This is a genomic window from Rahnella sp. CJA17(1/100) (assembly GCF_963881615.1).
GTDB classification, from domain to species: domain Bacteria; phylum Pseudomonadota; class Gammaproteobacteria; order Enterobacterales; family Enterobacteriaceae; genus Rahnella; species Rahnella aceris.
In genome coordinates, this window is sequence record NZ_CAWOJA010000027.1 from 1 (window position 1) to 15,664 (window position 15,664).

The 15,664-nt window shown below is 49.5% G+C and carries 15 protein-coding genes and 1 pseudogene; 10 read left to right on the forward strand and 6 right to left on the reverse strand.

Translation table 11 applies throughout. The features are described from left to right. Window positions 1-192: pseudogene (locus AACU55_RS14385) on the forward strand (IS4 family transposase); the annotation flags it as partial. 48 nt (window positions 193-240) lie between these two features. On the opposite strand, the gene adhE reads toward AACU55_RS14385, so the two are convergent. Further along, entirely contained in the window at window positions 241-2,910 is a 2,670-nt protein-coding gene (gene adhE, locus AACU55_RS14390; protein WP_013575948.1) for a bifunctional acetaldehyde-CoA/alcohol dehydrogenase, read from the reverse strand. Between the two features lie 535 nt (window positions 2,911-3,445). On the opposite strand from adhE, the gene AACU55_RS14395 reads away from it, so the two are divergent. From AACU55_RS14395 to oppF, 7 genes are all read left to right on the forward strand, one after another. After that, entirely contained in the window at window positions 3,446-4,090 is a 645-nt protein-coding gene (locus AACU55_RS14395; RefSeq protein WP_013575947.1) for a YchE family NAAT transporter, read from the forward strand. A gap of 594 nt (window positions 4,091-4,684) precedes the next feature. Continuing rightward, the gene (locus AACU55_RS14400) at window positions 4,685-4,888 is read left to right on the forward strand and encodes a hypothetical protein (protein ID WP_134707123.1); all 204 of its coding nucleotides are present in this window, start codon (window positions 4,685-4,687) and stop codon (window positions 4,886-4,888) included. Between the two features lie 376 nt (window positions 4,889-5,264). After that, window positions 5,265-6,905 carry an oligopeptide ABC transporter substrate-binding protein OppA gene (gene oppA, locus AACU55_RS14405; protein ID WP_013575946.1) on the forward strand — a complete coding sequence of 547 codons (1,641 nt, stop codon included), beginning with the start codon at window positions 5,265-5,267 and terminating at the stop codon, window positions 6,903-6,905. Between the two features lie 187 nt (window positions 6,906-7,092). Next, window positions 7,093-8,013 carry an oligopeptide ABC transporter permease OppB gene (gene oppB, locus AACU55_RS14410; protein ID WP_013575945.1) on the forward strand — a complete coding sequence of 307 codons (921 nt, stop codon included), beginning with the start codon at window positions 7,093-7,095 and terminating at the stop codon, window positions 8,011-8,013. A 15-nt stretch (window positions 8,014-8,028) separates the two neighbouring features. Continuing rightward, on the forward strand, window positions 8,029-8,937 hold the full coding sequence (gene oppC / locus AACU55_RS14415) for an oligopeptide ABC transporter permease OppC (protein ID WP_013575944.1): 909 nt from the start codon (window positions 8,029-8,031) through the stop codon (window positions 8,935-8,937). 11 nt (window positions 8,938-8,948) lie between these two features. Further along, complete coding sequence (locus AACU55_RS14420) at window positions 8,949-9,974, forward strand: ABC transporter ATP-binding protein (RefSeq protein ID WP_037034493.1); 1,026 nt, start codon at window positions 8,949-8,951, stop codon at window positions 9,972-9,974. A 29-nt stretch (window positions 9,975-10,003) separates the two neighbouring features. Then, window positions 10,004-11,008: a murein tripeptide/oligopeptide ABC transporter ATP binding protein OppF gene (oppF, locus tag AACU55_RS14425; protein WP_015690069.1), complete on the forward strand. Its 1,005-nt coding sequence runs from the start codon at window positions 10,004-10,006 to the stop codon at window positions 11,006-11,008. 163 nt (window positions 11,009-11,171) lie between these two features. On the opposite strand, the gene AACU55_RS14430 is transcribed toward oppF, so the two are convergent. Then, on the reverse strand, window positions 11,172-11,495 hold the full coding sequence (locus AACU55_RS14430; RefSeq protein WP_013575941.1) for an HI1450 family dsDNA-mimic protein: 324 nt from the start codon (window positions 11,493-11,495) through the stop codon (window positions 11,172-11,174). 78 nt (window positions 11,496-11,573) lie between these two features. Beyond that, window positions 11,574-13,034, reverse strand: coding sequence for a cardiolipin synthase (gene cls / locus AACU55_RS14435; RefSeq protein ID WP_013575940.1), 1,461 nt, complete (start codon window positions 13,032-13,034; stop codon window positions 11,574-11,576). 297 nt (window positions 13,035-13,331) lie between these two features. On the opposite strand from cls, the gene AACU55_RS14440 reads away from it, so the two are divergent. Then, window positions 13,332-13,514 carry a YciY family protein gene (locus tag AACU55_RS14440; protein ID WP_037034487.1) on the forward strand — a complete coding sequence of 61 codons (183 nt, stop codon included), beginning with the start codon at window positions 13,332-13,334 and terminating at the stop codon, window positions 13,512-13,514. On the opposite strand, the gene AACU55_RS14445 is transcribed toward AACU55_RS14440, so the two are convergent. From AACU55_RS14445 to AACU55_RS14455, 3 genes are all read right to left on the reverse strand, one after another. Beyond that, window positions 13,515-13,676, reverse strand: a complete 162-nt coding sequence (locus AACU55_RS14445) for a YnfU family zinc-binding protein (protein WP_013575939.1) — start codon at window positions 13,674-13,676, stop codon at window positions 13,515-13,517. A gap of 116 nt (window positions 13,677-13,792) precedes the next feature. Beyond that, the gene (locus AACU55_RS14450) at window positions 13,793-14,083 is read right to left on the reverse strand and encodes a TFIIB-type zinc ribbon-containing protein (RefSeq protein ID WP_037034486.1); all 291 of its coding nucleotides are present in this window, start codon (window positions 14,081-14,083) and stop codon (window positions 13,793-13,795) included. A 163-nt stretch (window positions 14,084-14,246) separates the two neighbouring features. Beyond that, window positions 14,247-14,543, reverse strand: coding sequence for a YciI family protein (locus AACU55_RS14455; RefSeq protein ID WP_037034485.1), 297 nt, complete (start codon window positions 14,541-14,543; stop codon window positions 14,247-14,249). A gap of 213 nt (window positions 14,544-14,756) precedes the next feature. Here AACU55_RS14455 and AACU55_RS14460 point away from each other — a divergent pair, with 213 nt between their 5' ends. After that, window positions 14,757-15,488 (forward strand): energy transducer TonB, encoded by a 732-nt coding sequence (locus tag AACU55_RS14460; RefSeq protein WP_134707124.1) that lies wholly within the window; start codon window positions 14,757-14,759, stop codon window positions 15,486-15,488. Window positions 15,489-15,664: the final 176 nt, after the last annotated feature.

The following is a 15,664-nucleotide window of genomic DNA, read 5'->3' on the forward strand; positions in this document are numbered from 1 at the left end:
TCGGAGATATTACGGTTGTTAATCGGGTTGCCGTGGGCATCAGCGGGAGCCATCCCGGGTCATCTGAAGCATTTTTACAGCAACGCAGCGATGCTAAAACTGCCCTCGAGACGTGAGCGTGAATATGCCAGGGAAGTGAGAGAAAAAAGGTCGAAATATCCCTTAAAAAACAATGCCGGTCACCTTAAGTGACCGGCATTAGCCTTTCAGCGGGTTTTTTACTATCAGTATCTCAGCAGATTATTTTTTGCTGGTTTTCTTTTCAGCTTTTGGCGCAGGAGCAGCAACTTCTTCTGCTACGTCTTCACTGTATTCACGGCCGTAGTAAGTATCCATCAGAATCTGTTTCAATTCGGCGATCAGCGGGTAACGTGGGTTAGCACCGGTACACTGGTCATCAAACGCATCTTCAGACAGTTTGTCTACTTTAGCCAGGAAGTCAGCTTCCTGAACACCAGCTTCACGAATAGAGGTTGGGATACCCAGTTCCGCTTTGATTTCATCTAACCAGGTCAGCAGTTTCTGGATTTTCTGTGCAGTACGGTCACCAGGAGCGCCCAGACCTAAATGGTCTGCAATTTCTGCGTAACGACGACGCGCTTGCGGACGGTCATACTGACTGAAAGCCGTCTGTTTCGTTGGGTTGTCGTTGGCGTTATAACGGATAACGTTTGAAATCAGCATGGCGTTAGCCAGACCGTGCGGAATGTGGAACTCTGAACCCAGTTTGTGGGCCATTGAGTGACAAACCCCAAGGAAGGCGTTAGCAAACGCGATACCCGCGATAGTCGCCGCATTGTGAACACGTTCACGGGCAACCGGGTTTTTAGCGCCATCTTTGTAGCTGGCTGGCAGGTTTTCTTTCAGCAGTTTCAGTGCCTGCAGAGCCTGACCGTCGGAGTATTCGTTCGCCAGTACAGAAACATAAGCTTCCAGTGCGTGAGTGACGGCATCCAGACCACCGAAGGCACACAGTGATTTCGGCATGTTCATGACAAGATTGGCGTCAACGATAGCCATGTCAGGTGTCAGAGCATAGTCAGCCAGTGGGTATTTCTGGCCAGTCGCATCGTCAGTAACAACGGCAAATGGTGTAACTTCTGAACCAGTACCGGAAGTGGTCGTGACGGCGATCATTTTCGCTTTTACGCCCATTTTCGGGAATTTGTAGATACGTTTACGGATATCCATAAAACGCAGCGCCAAATCTTCGAACTGAGTATTCGGGTGTTCATACAGAACCCACATAATCTTCGCAGCATCCATTGGTGAACCACCACCCAGCGCGATGATAACGTCTGGTTTGAAGGAGTTCATCTGCTCAGCACCTTTACGAACAATGCTCAGCGTCGGGTCAGCTTCAACTTCGAAGAATACTTCAGTTTCAATACCATGACCTTTCAGAACGCTGGTGATCTGATCGGCATAGCCGTTATTGAACAGGAAGCGGTCAGTTACGATGAAGGCGCGTTTTGCTCCATCAGTCGCCACTTCTTCCAGTGCGATTGGCAGTGAGCCACGACGGAAGTAGATAGATTTAGGAAGTTTATGCCACAACATGTTTTCTGCTCGCTTCGCTACAGTTTTCTTGTTGATCAAGTGTTTAGGACCGACGTTTTCAGAGATGGAGTTACCACCCCAGGAACCGCAACCCAGCGTCAGAGACGGAGCAAGTTTGAAGTTGTACAGGTCACCGATACCACCCTGTGAAGCCGGGGTGTTGATCAGAATGCGTGCGGTTTTCATTTTGTTGCCAAAATAATTCACACGTTCTGGTTGGTTGTCCTGGTCTGTATACAGGCAAGAGGTATGGCCGATACCGCCCATTTCTACCAGTTTCTCTGCTTTAGCGACGGCGTCTTCGAAATTCTTAGCGCGGTACATAGCGAGGGTAGGGGACAGTTTTTCATGCGCAAATGGTTCAGATTCGTCAACAATGGTGACTTCACCGATGAGCACTTTAGTATTCGCAGGCACTTTAATGCCAGCCATTTCAGCAATTTTCACTGCTGGTTGACCTACGATAGCGGCGTTGAGGCCGCCATTTTTCAGAATGATATCTGAAACGGCTTTGAGTTCTTTACCCTGCAGCATGTAGCCGCCGTGAGAAGCGAAACGTTCACGGACTGCATTATAAGCTGAATCAACCACGATGATGGACTGCTCAGAGGCACAGATGACACCGTTATCGAAGGTTTTAGACATCAGGACGGAAGCAACAACACGTTTGATATCTGCGGTTTCATCAACAACGACTGGTGTATTACCTGCACCCACGCCGATTGCTGGTTTACCGGAGCTATAAGCTGCTTTAACCATGCCCGGACCACCTGTTGCCAGAATCAGGTTCAGATCCGGGTGGTGCATCAGTTGGTTGGAAAGCTCTACGCTTGGTTCATCAATCCAGCCAATGATATCTTTTGGCGCACCCGCAGCGATGGCGGCTTGCAGGACGATATCCGCAGCTTTGTTCGTTGCATTTTTAGCACGTGGGTGTGGGGAGAAGATGATGCCGTTACGGGTTTTCAGGCTGATAAGCGCCTTGAAAATTGCAGTAGAAGTTGGGTTGGTAGTCGGAACGATACCGCAAATCAGACCAATTGGCTCGGCGATAGTGATGGTACCGAAGGTGTCATCCTGGCCCAGGATGCCACAGGTTTTTTCATCTTTGTAAGCATTGTAAATGTATTCTGAAGCGAAGTGGTTTTTGATCACTTTGTCTTCAACAATACCCATTCCGGATTCTTCAACAGCCAATTTTGCCAGCAAAATTCGAGAATCGGCAGCAGCCAGGGCGGCGGCAGCGAAAATCTTATCCACTTGTTCTTGACTGAAGTTGGCATATTCGCGCTGTGCCTTCTTGACCCGAGCAACGAGTGCGTTTAGTTCAGCGACATTTGTTACAGCCATAATGCTCTCCTGATAAAGTTAAACTCTTTTAGTAAATAATCCGCCAAAGACTAGTATAGACCTGCTATCAGTCACCGTGAGAAACTAATTAAATCTAAGATTCTCAATGTGTTGTCTTTGTCTCTTTATTTGCTCAAAGAGCTTTCAGTTGTGAAGCACCGGGTAAAGCAGATGACGTTAAATAAATCACCTTCATCACTGGACGTTTTATCTTTCATGTAACGCTGAGTGACTATGTACTGAGATTACCTATTTGTAGGCAGCGTCAATTTGATCTGGATCACTAAATACTGATGCTGACACCTTTCAGCAACTTGATATTGAGAATGGTTATCAAATTCTCCCTTGGATAATACAGTTTTGTATCTAAAGTTATCAATAAAAAATCTGTTTTTTAACAAAAGTTGTATTCACTGCCTTTGTTCAGAAATCTGGTGATAAAAACTATGAAACGACGTGGCGCCTTTACGGGGATTCCAGTACATTAGCGCCCATCAAAACCTTCATCTACTGGCATAGTTATGCGGAGTTCTGCGTGAGCCAATCTTTATTAGATTTTTCAGGGTATATCAAGTTTTTCGTCGGTCTGTTTGCGCTGGTCAACCCTGTGGGGATCTTGCCAGTCTTCATCAGCATGACAAGCTATCAGGCGGCAGCGGGGCGTAATAAAACCAATATGACGGCAAACCTGTCGGTTGCCATTATATTGTCGACTGCACTTTTCCTGGGCGATGCCATTTTGCATCTGTTTGGTATATCGATTGATTCATTCCGAATTGCGGGTGGGATCCTGGTGGTCACCATTGCGATGTCGATGATCAGCGGGAAACTGGGCGAGGACAAACAGAACAAGCAGGAAAAATCAGAAACAGCGATACGTGAAAATGTCGGGGTGGTTCCGCTTGCGCTACCTCTGATGGCCGGACCGGGCGCAATCAGTTCAACGATTGTATGGAGTTCACGCTATCACAGCTGGCCGAATCTGCTGGGACTGACACTTGCGATTATCTTCTTTGCATTTTGTTGCTGGTTACTGTTCAGAGCGGCACCATTGCTGGTGCGATTACTGGGGCAAACCGGGATTAACGTGATTACGCGTATCATGGGGCTTTTGCTGATGTCTCTGGGTATCGAATTTATTGTGACAGGGATTAAAGCTATTTTCCCTGGCCTGCTCTAACCTGCTGGTCACTGAATTATCACGGAAACACGGGTGGGTTTTCGTGATAATTATTACCTTTCCTTATAATGCGATGCATTAATATAGTGCAGCTAATGACTTAATTAAGCGCGTTTGCACCTAAATGTGGCGTAAAGCCACGTCTCATTCTTCTTTTCGAACCAAGTCTTCATTTCTTCTAATAAACTTAGCGAATTTTTAGCTAAATACGCATCTTTACTGCCCGTTTTGACGCTAATTTATCCACATCATTCTGTAAGGCTTGTGCATGCTGTATCGAGATGTTATTAGTGTTAACACCGCAGTTAACAGGTGTTTATCCTTGAAAACATCTTAATGTTAACGGATTGTGTCAGGCGAGTTCTTATGCAATCAGTGACGTTAATTTTGCGCTAAAAATTATCGTAAAAATGCCAATAAACAATGAGTTAACCAAGGTTTCCAAATGTTTCCTTGTGGATGACTCATCGGGCTTGTAACCAGTAAAAGAGAATTGCGTAACAAATTTGCAAAATTTATTGGCGCCTGTATCAGGCTTCTGATAATTTTCAAATCGCCTTCAAAAATGGAATTTTGTTAAGCGGGATGCTCTGAGTGAGAACGAATCTTGCTAGAGACAGAAAGATTGAAGCCATTTTATTTGTTTTTGGAGAGTATCGTGTCGCAATGCGTACCACAAAATTATCCTCAGCCGCTTTCTGCGAAAAGAAAGCCGGGCATTGTGCTGGCGACATTACACAGTCTTTTGTTGAGTCTGCCGGTTCTGCAAAACAAACCTTCATCTCTTCTTCTCATTAATTGAATTCAGGCGCTTAACTGCGAAGGGCTTTCTATCGCCGTGAGGCGAATAAGAAAATAATATTGTTAAGGTCAGGAATAACAGTATGTGATTACCTGGTGTGACGCAGAACCTTGTTTTGTTGTGCACGGGGTAAATCAAATGGGGTGGGATCATCCTTAACGATCCCGGAAACAACATGGCGAACAACAGCCTGACGTTTCCAACGTTATTGAGTAATACATGCAGTAATAGGGGACAGCCATCTGCGGGTGGTAACTACATGGGGGCCTTTCTTGAGCAATTCGTTCCTGCTTTTGAAACCCATTGACCCAGCAAGGGTTTATCTTGCACCCGGGCGTGCAAGTTCATAATAAAAACTGGAGTTGAATAAAAATGACCAACATCACAAAAAAAAATCTGCTCGCTGCCTGCATTCTGGCTGCAGTAGGATCTGTTTCAATCAATAATGCATTCGCAGCCAACGTGCCAGCAGGCGTGACTCTGGCCGCCAAACAAGAGCTGGTGCGCAACAACGGTTCTGAAGTTCAGTCTCTCGACCCGCATAAAGTCGAAGGCGTGCCGGAATCTAACGTTATCCGTGATTTGCTGGAAGGCCTGGTAAATACCGATAGCAAAGACGGCAGCGTCATTCCTGGTGTAGCCACCAGTTGGGAAAACAAAGATTTTAAAGTCTGGACCTTCCACCTGCGCCCGGAGGCTAAATGGTCTAACGGCGACCCTGTAACAGCCGAAGATTTTGTCTATAGCTGGCAGCGTCTGGCGGATCCGAAAACTGCGTCTCCGTATGAAAGCTATCTGCAATACGGTCATATCGAAAACATTGACGACATCATCAGCGGTAAGAAAAGCCCTGATACTCTGGGTGTGAAAGCGCTTGACGACCATACCCTGCAAGTCACTCTGACCGAACCTGTTCCCTATTTCGTCAAAATGCTGTCTCACACCGCGATGAAGCCGGTAAACAAAAGTGTTGTTGAGAAATTTGGCGACAAATGGACTCAGCCAGAAAACTACGTGAGCAACGGTGCATACAAACTGAAAACCTGGACCGTTAACGAACGCATTGTTCTGGAGCGTAGCCCGACTTACTGGGATAACGCAAAAACCGTTATTAATCAGGTCACTTACCTGCCAATCTCCTCTGAAGTGACTGACGTTAACCGCTACCGTAGCGGCGAAATCGACATGACTTATAACAACATGCCGATCGAACTGTTCCAGAAACTGAAAAAAGAAATCCCGACCGAAGTCCACGTTGACCCGTACCTGTGCACTTATTACTACGAAATCAATAACCAGAAAGCACCATTCACTGATTCACGCGTTCGTGAAGCGCTGAAACTGGGCCTGGATCGCGACATCATCGTGAACAAAGTAAAAGCGCAGGGCGATTTGCCAGCTTATGGCTATACCCCTCCTTACACTGATGGTGCAAAACTGACGCCTCCGGCCTGGTTCAAAGAGACTCAGGAACAGCGTAACGAGCAGGCTAAAAAACTGCTGGCGGAAGCGGGTTATACCCCAGCTAAACCACTGACTTTCGACCTGCTGTACAACACGTCTGATCTGCACAAAAAACTGGCTATCGCCGCTGCCGCTATCTGGAAGAAAAATCTGGGTGTTGACGTGAAACTCGTTAACCAGGAGTGGAAAACCTTCCTGGACAGCCGTCATCAGGGCAACTTCGATATCGCCCGTGCTGGCTGGTGCTCCGATTACAACGAACCTTCTTCCTTCCTGAACACCATGCTGTCTGACAGCAGCAACAACACGGCTCACTATAAGAGCCCTGCGTTTGATAAAGACATCGCGGACACGCTGACCGCGAAAACTGACGAAGAACGCGCAGCGCTGTATCAGAAAGCTGAAACCCAGCTCGATAAAGATTCTGCGATTGTGCCTGTCTATTACTACGTGAACGCGCGTCTGGTGAAACCATACGTTGGTGGTTACACCGGTAAAGATCCACAGGACAACGTCTACGTTAAAGACTTATACATCATCAAACACTAATTAATCAGTGTCAGAGCAAGGCATCCCCGAGCTGCCTTGCTCCTTCTTTATTGATGAAGGTAATGTTTTTAGTGCCGGTTTTCGGTGCTGAAGCAAAGAGCCACCACGGCGGCCATCACCCGATAGTCGTCGTGACCAAGCCAAAACTATCAAGCTGTAGTGACAGGCTTAGAAACAGGTACGGGCAATGTTAAAGTTTATTTTACGCCGCTGTCTGGAAGCGATTCCGACGCTATTCATTCTGATCACCATTTCGTTTTTTATGATGCGTCTTGCACCTGGCAGCCCTTTTACGGGTGAGCGTAATCTTCCGCCAGAAGTGATGGCGAACATTGAGGCGAAATATCACCTCAATGACCCAATGTATAAGCAATATTTCCATTATTTAGAACAACTGGCGAAAGGCGATTTTGGCCCGTCGTTCAAATATAAGGACTACACCGTTAATGATCTGGTTGCGGCTTCTTTCCCGGTTTCAGCGAAACTGGGTCTGGCGGCATTTATCATGGCGATTGTGTTTGGAGTCAGTGCGGGCGTTATCGCAGCACTCAACCAGAACACGAAATGGGATTACACGGTGATGGGCGTTGCGATGACGGGGGTGGTCATACCCAGTTTCGTGGTTGCGCCGTTACTGGTGCTGATATTTGCCATCACGCTTAAATGGTTGCCTGGCGGCGGCTGGAATGGCGGTGGTGCCAAATATATGATCCTGCCGATGGTGGCACTGTCACTGGCTTATATCGCCAGTATTGCGCGTATCACCCGCGGTTCAATGATCGAAATTCTGCATTCCAACTTCATCCGTACAGCTCGCGCCAAAGGGTTGCCGCTGCGTCGCATCATTTTGCGCCACGCGCTTAAACCTGCACTGCTGCCGGTATTGTCATACATGGGACCGGCCTTCGTTGGGATCATCACCGGTTCGATGGTCATCGAGAGCATTTTCGGATTGCCGGGCATTGGCCAGCTGTTTGTTAACGGTGCATTAAACCGTGACTACTCACTGGTCTTGAGCCTGACCATTTTAGTGGGCGCATTGACCATATTATTCAATGCGATCGTCGACGTGCTTTATGCCGTCATCGACCCGAAAATCCGTTATTAATGCCGGAGTACGTCAATGATGTTAAGTAAGAAAAATAGCGACGTCGTGGAAAACTTCAGCGAAAAACTCGAAGTTGAAGGCCGCAGTCTGTGGCAGGATGCACGACGTCGTTTTATGCACAACCGTGCGGCGGTCACCAGCCTGATCGTGCTGGCATTTATCGCGCTATTCGTGGCGTTTGCGCCGATGTTATCCCAGTTTTCCTACGATGATACCGACTGGAATATGATGTCAGCGGCACCTGATTTTGCTTCTCACCACTATTTCGGCACTGACTCTTCAGGCCGTGATTTGCTGGTACGTGTGGCGATCGGCGGACGTATTTCCCTGATGGTCGGTGTAGCGGCAGCGTTAGTGGCCGTTATTCTCGGTACGCTTTACGGGTCGTTGTCCGGTTATCTGGGCGGTAAAATTGACTCCGCAATGATGCGTCTGCTGGAAATTCTCAACTCCTTCCCGTTCATGTTCTTCGTTATTCTGCTGGTGACCTTCTTCGGGCAAAACATCCTGCTGATATTCGTGGCGATCGGGATGGTGTCCTGGCTGGACATGGCGCGTATCGTGCGTGGACAGACTCTCAGCCTCAAGCGTAAAGAATTCATCGAAGCGGCGCTGGTGAGTGGTGTGAGCACGCGCAATATTGTCCTGCGTCACATTGTTCCCAATGTGCTGGGCGTTGTCGTGGTCTACGCATCGCTGCTGGTGCCGAGCATGATTTTGTTTGAATCCTTCCTGAGCTTCCTGGGATTGGGTACACAGGAACCACTGAGCAGTTGGGGCGCGTTGTTAAGCGATGGCGCCAACTCGATGGAAGTTTCACCTTGGTTACTGCTGTTCCCGGCAGGCTTCCTGGTTGTAACTCTGTTTTGTTTCAATTTTATCGGCGATGGCTTGCGTGATGCCCTCGACCCGAAAGATCGTTAAGGAGTGCAATCATGAGCACCATTGAACATTCCACATTTGCAGCCCCCGCCGCGGTTGACGGCAAAGTCCCGCCAATCTTACTTGATGTTCAGGATCTGCGCGTCACGTTCGAGACTCCGGACGGTGACGTTACCGCAGTGAACGATCTGAATTTCGATCTGCGTGCTGGCGAAACGCTGGGCATTGTGGGCGAATCCGGTTCTGGTAAATCACAGACCGCCTTTGCCCTGATGGGGTTACTGGCCAGTAATGGCCGCATCGGCGGTTCGGCGAAATTTAATGGCCGCGAAATCCTCAATCTGCCACAACAACAGCTCAATAAGCTGCGCGCAGAACAGATTTCGATGATCTTCCAGGATCCGATGACCTCTCTCAACCCGTACATGCGCGTTGGTGAACAGTTGATGGAAGTCCTGATCCTGCATAAAAAAATGAGTAAGCGCGAAGCGTTTGAAGAATCCGTACGCATGCTGGACGCGGTGAAAATGCCGGAAGCCCGCAAGCGTATGAAAATGTTCCCACATGAATTCTCCGGTGGTATGCGCCAGCGTGTGATGATTGCAATGGCGTTGTTGTGCCGCCCTAAATTGCTGATTGCCGATGAGCCGACCACGGCGCTGGACGTGACCGTTCAGGCGCAAATCATGACATTACTGAATGAACTGAAATCAGAGTTCAACACAGCAATCATTATGATTACGCATGACCTTGGCGTGGTGGCCGGTATCTGCGACAAAGTGCTGGTGATGTACGCCGGGCGAACCATGGAATATGGCCGTGCACGCGATGTGTTTTATGAACCTTGTCATCCTTATTCCATCGGCCTGCTCAATGCGGTTCCTCGTCTTGATGCCGAAGGTGGCGCGATGATGACTATTCCGGGCAACCCGCCAAACTTGCTGCGCCTGCCAAAAGGTTGTCCGTTCCAGCCGCGCTGTCCGCATGCGATGGATATCTGCTCCTCGGCACCGCCGCTGGAGCGTTTCGGGGATGGCCGTTTGCGTGCATGCTATAAGCCGCTGGAGGAGCTGGTATGACAGACAACACAATCATGAACAGTGCGGCAATGAACACCCACGCGCCAGAGAAAAAAGTTCTGCTCGAAGTGGCTGATCTTAAAGTCCATTTCGACATCAAAGACGGTAAACAATGGTTCTGGCAGCCCTCGAAAACCCTGAAAGCCGTCGACGGCGTGACCCTGCGTCTTTATGAAGGGGAAACGCTGGGCGTAGTGGGGGAATCCGGTTGTGGTAAATCGACCTTTGCCCGTGCGCTGATCGGGTTGGTGAAAGCCACTGACGGTCGTGTCGCATGGCTGGGCAAAGATCTGCTGAATATGTCGGACAGCGAGTGGCGCCACACGCGCAGTGATATCCAGATGATTTTCCAGGATCCGCTGGCGTCCCTGAACCCGCGTATGACCATCGGTGAAATCATTGCCGAGCCGCTGAAAACCTATAATCCGAAGATGCCTCGTCTTGAGGTGAAGGAAAAAGTGAAGGCAATGATGTTAAAGGTCGGGCTGCTGCCTAACCTGATTAACCGTTACCCGCACGAATTCTCCGGTGGTCAGTGTCAGCGTATTGGCATCGCGCGCGCACTCATCCTGGAACCGAAACTGATTATCTGTGATGAGCCAGTCTCTGCACTGGATGTGTCCATCCAGGCGCAGGTGGTTAACCTGCTTCAGCAGTTGCAGCGTGAAATGGGCTTGTCGCTGATTTTCATCGCGCACGATCTGGCGGTGGTAAAGCACATCTCTGACCGTGTTCTGGTGATGTATCTTGGTCATGCCGTCGAGCTGGGGACTTATGATGAGGTGTACAACAATCCTCAGCATCCGTATACCCGTGCCCTGATGTCTGCGGTGCCGGTTCCTGATCCGGACAAAGAGCGCAACAAAGTCATTCAGTTGCTGGAAGGGGAGTTACCTTCGCCAATTAATCCGCCGTCAGGTTGCGTGTTCCGTACCCGCTGCCCGATCGCCGGACCAGAATGTGCGATAACCCGTCCGTTGCTGGAAGGCAGCTTCCGCCACGCGGTATCTTGTCTGAAAGTCGATCCGCTCTGATAAATACTCTCAGACGGAAAGCATAAAAAAACCTGCCAATGGCAGGTTTTTTTCGTCTTCGTTTTCTTTACGTATCGTTCTGCTAAGTCATTCAGATTGGATCAAGGCGGCAATTGAATGAAAGCAGCCAACACAGAGCCAGTCTGAAGGACGACGGAGAAGATTATTCTTTCCAGAGGATATGGCAGAGCTTGTGATCTTTCTCGCGACACAGCAGAACACGGGCGAAAATATCATTGATAGGCTGGTCTTCAGCGTCAGCCAGGCCAATCACCACTTCAGCAAAGAAGTCCGGATTTAAGTCGAAATCCACGTGCTCAACCCAGTCTTCAGCCGGGTCATATAATTCAGCGCCGCCACGTTCTTCAAATTGCAGATTGAAGATCAGGATGTCTGCCGGATCAAGGTTATCTCCGGCCAGTTCCAGAAAGATGTCGTAGGCTTGTTCAAGCGTTTCGTCTTCGGTCAGGCGATTATTCAGGTCCATATCATTCTCGTTTACAGATGAGTGTATTCAGGCTGGTTCAGGCCGGTACTGTGTATTACATCATGCCCGACGTGGCTTTTACAGCAGCGGACTGAAAAAGTAGAACAATCGTTCGACGATGCGGTGCCAGAAAGGACGTTTAAGCCAGGCTTCCACATCCAGCAAATGCGAGCGGGCAATATAATCTTCCTGCACGCGGCCCAAATCATCGCCAAATCCGGCGTCATCAATGACCAGTGTTATCTCAAAATTGAGCCACAGACTGCGCATATCCAGATTCACCGTGCCGACCAGACTGAGCTGGCCGTCGACCAGAATACTTTTGGTATGCAGCAGGCCGTCTTCGAACTGGTAAATTTTGACACCGGCTTCCAGCAATTCGCCAAAGAACGCCTTACTTGCCCAGTTCACCATCATCGAATCGTTCTTCATCGGCAGAATGATACTGACATCCACTCCGCGCTGCGCCGCTGTACAAATGGCATGCAGCAGATCGTCGCTTGGCACGAGATACGGTGTCGTCATCACCAGTTGTTCGCGTGCAGAATAGGTCGCAGTCAGCAGAGCCTGATGAATCATATCTTCAGGGAAGCCAGGGCCGGAAGCGATCACCTGAATGGTATGGCCGCTTTCCTGCTCGAACGGCATCTGGTTGAGATCCGGTTCCGGCGGTAAAATCCGTTTGCCAGTTTCAATCTCCCAGTCGCAGGAATACACAATACCCATTGTGGTGGCGACAGGGCCTTCCATGCGCGCCATCAAGTCCACCCACTGACCGACGCCGGCATCCTGTTTGAAGAAACGCGGATCGACCATATTCATGCTGCCGGTATAGGCAACATAGTTGTCGATCAGTACGACTTTACGGTGCTGACGCAGATCCATCCGGCGCAGGAACACACGGAACAGATTCACCTGCAACGCTTCAACGACTTCGATACCCGCGTTGCGCATCATGGCCGGGTAAGGGCTGCGGAAAAAGGCTACGCTGCCAGCGGAATCCAGCATCAGACGGCAATGAATGCCACGGCGAGAGGCCGCCATCAGGGATTCTGCGACCTGGTCAACCAGACCGCCCGGTTGCCAGATATAAAACACCATTTCGATGTTACTGCGTGCCAGTCCGATATCACGCATCATCGCGTGCAGCACGTCATCGCTGGTGGTCAGCAGTTGCAGCTGATTGCCTTTTACACCGGCAATGCCCTGACGGCGCTCGCAAAGCTGGAAAAGTGAGGCGGCAATTTCACTGTTCTCAGTGGCAAAAATACGCTTACAGTCTTTGAGATCATTGAGCCAGCGGGCGGTGGAGGGCCACATGGCTTTTGCCCGTTCCGCACGGCGTTTGCCTAAGTGCAGTTCCCCAAACGACAGATAGGCAATAATACCGACCAGCGGAATGATGTAGATGATCAGCAGCCATGCCATTGCGGACGGAACTGCCCGGCGCTTCATCAGAATGCGCAGGGTGACACCGGCAATCAGTAACCAGTAACCGAAAACCAGAAGACCGCTGATTACCGTATAAAATGTTGTCATAAAGGCGAAAAGTCCTGTTCGCAAGCCATCGGCATGAGTGTACGTGAAAGGGGAAACCTTTTAACTAACTTTATCCTGCTAATCAATCAGCTACCTCTGTAATCTGTATCAGATTAATAAAAGAGTCATCGCCCTGACATCAAGGTTAGCTGATAACGTGGAGGAAGGGGGAAAACAAGACTTGGATCACAACGTCATCGGCCTATAATGTCCCGCAGTTTTTCCGCTCAAGACACTTTCTGTAAAAGAAGCGCTTTCGTTAAAGAACCAGCCACGGGCATTACGGGACACAAGTGAATGAAACACAGTAGAAATGAAGTCGGCCGGTGGCGGATGTTACGCCAGACCCAGCGCCGGAGAAGCCGCTGGCTGGAAGGGCAGTCAAGACGCTACCGCCATATTTACCGTATTCGTCAAATCCATCATCAGCAGCACCAGCGCCTTTCATTGTATGCCGTGAACTACGAATGGAATTCCTGATTAACGGGATTTAGGCTGAAAAAGCGCGCCACATTTTTTGCAGACCAGCGTGGCGTTTTTGCGCACTTTCGAGCTCATCTGTTCTGAAACATAACCGCATTCCGGGCAGGTGACCTTCGTGGTCGTGCTGGTTAGAAACTTCAGTCCGTCGAAGAATGACATAATGCTTACCTCATGGGTAGGGGTAAGCATTCTAACACAGAAGCGATGAATGCAATGTGACGGCATTCGGGGAATCACGCCATGAGGTGTGATGTCATGGCGCGTGAGGGGTGAAATCAGTCGAAAAGCTCTGAAAGGAAGCTCTTCTTTTTATAGGGCTTTTGGGACGAGTAATGGCCGCGGTTGTCATAATTGCCTTGCGGCCGGTGATCGTCTCGACGGTCACGTTCCTCATAGCGTGCAGTTGCAGGGCGTTCTGCGGCCTGTAATGTGGCAGATTTCTCGATGATTTTATCCAGCTCACCGCGATCCAGCCATACTCCGCGACAGTCAGGACAATAATCGATTTCAATGCCCTGACGTTCGGACATCACTAACTGACTTTCTTTGCATACCGGACATTGCATATCAGGTTCTCCGCTCGACTGTTAAAGAAAAAAGGCGCAGGTAACTGTTTGAGTAACCGAATATTTAGACAATCAACTGACGTAAGCAAAAGTAAAGTTGATTAAAGAGAAGGCGGGAAGGCACAGGGAACAGCGGGCAGCCCGAAAAACTGCCCATAAAACATCAGAATACGCGTTTGAACGGTTTGACAGTCACGGCTTTATACACGCCAGCTTTAACGTACGGATCGGCATCTGCCCACACTCTGGCATCTTCCAGTGTTTCGAATTCGACAATCAGCACGGATCCTGTCATGCCAGCGGCGCCCGGATCTTCGCTGTCAATGGACGGGGTCGGACCTGCAATCAGTACGCGGCCTTGTTCATGCAATTTTTTCAGGCGTTCGATGTGAGCAGGGCGGGCAGCAGCGCGTTTCTCCAGCGAGTCGGAAACATCTTCAGAATAAATAACGTAAAGCATGAGTCACCTTTAATGGGGTTTTAGTGAGCGTTTTTTGGCAGCCAGAGGCTGCCTGACTATTTTACAGAATTAACATAGCTAAACCTGAAGTCCGGGGAAAGCGCTTTGCGTAGGATCAAAACAAGGGTTATTTGAGAATAGTTGTCATCTCGGTGTTGAATATGATTGCTATTTACATTTAAACTTGCGGCTTCACGGGGAAAATGAATCATTATGCCGCTAAAAAAGTTTAGATTTATCCGCAAGGTGACGGTGCCGGTTTTGCTTGCTGTTAGTTTACATGTCGCAGTCATTGCGGGCGTGTTGTATATGACGGTGGGCGAGTCAATCAAATTGCCAAGTCAGGATCAGAAGGTGATGAGTGTAACGATGGTCAATCCGGCCGACTTTGCACCCCCTCCGCCGCCGCCACAACCTGAACCGACACCGCCAGCACCTGAGCCGGAACCGGAAGTCGTGCCGGAGCCACCGCCGCCGCCTGAAGCCGTTTTGATTCCGGAGCCCCCAAAACCTAAGCCAAAACCGGTGAAAAAGCCGGTCGTTAAACCGAAGGTGAAACCCGTTGAACGTCCCGTCGAAAAACCGACGCAAACGGTACAAACTGCCCCCGTAACCAGCAACCAGCCGGTCACTAAACCTGTGAGTCAGCCTCTGGCGTCTACCAATGCGCAGAGCAATACTGGTCCGCGGCCGCTGCAGCGTGGCGAACCTGCTTATCCGGCGCGAGCACTGGCCTTACGTATCGAAGGGCGGGTTCGTGTACAGTTTGATGTGGACAGCGATGGTCGTGTGCAAAACGTACGTGTTCTGTCAGCTGAGCCGCGCAATATGTTTGAGCGGGAAGTGAAACAGGCGATGAGCAAATGGCGCTATGAACCGAAGGCTGCCAGCAATCTCGTGGTGAACCTGGTGTTCAGGATTAAAGGCGGTTCTGCTGTCGAATAAGCCAGGACAGGTCATCACCAGTGATTTCCACGCAAAAAAAGGTCGCCATGAAGGCTAATGCCGATCGTTTAAGGATCAGTTGACCGATCCTGTGGCTCGTGTAAAAAGGGTTCATGCTCATCATGGACCCTTTTTAAATGGAACTTTCACAAGCTCTCGGTATTATCAATCTTACT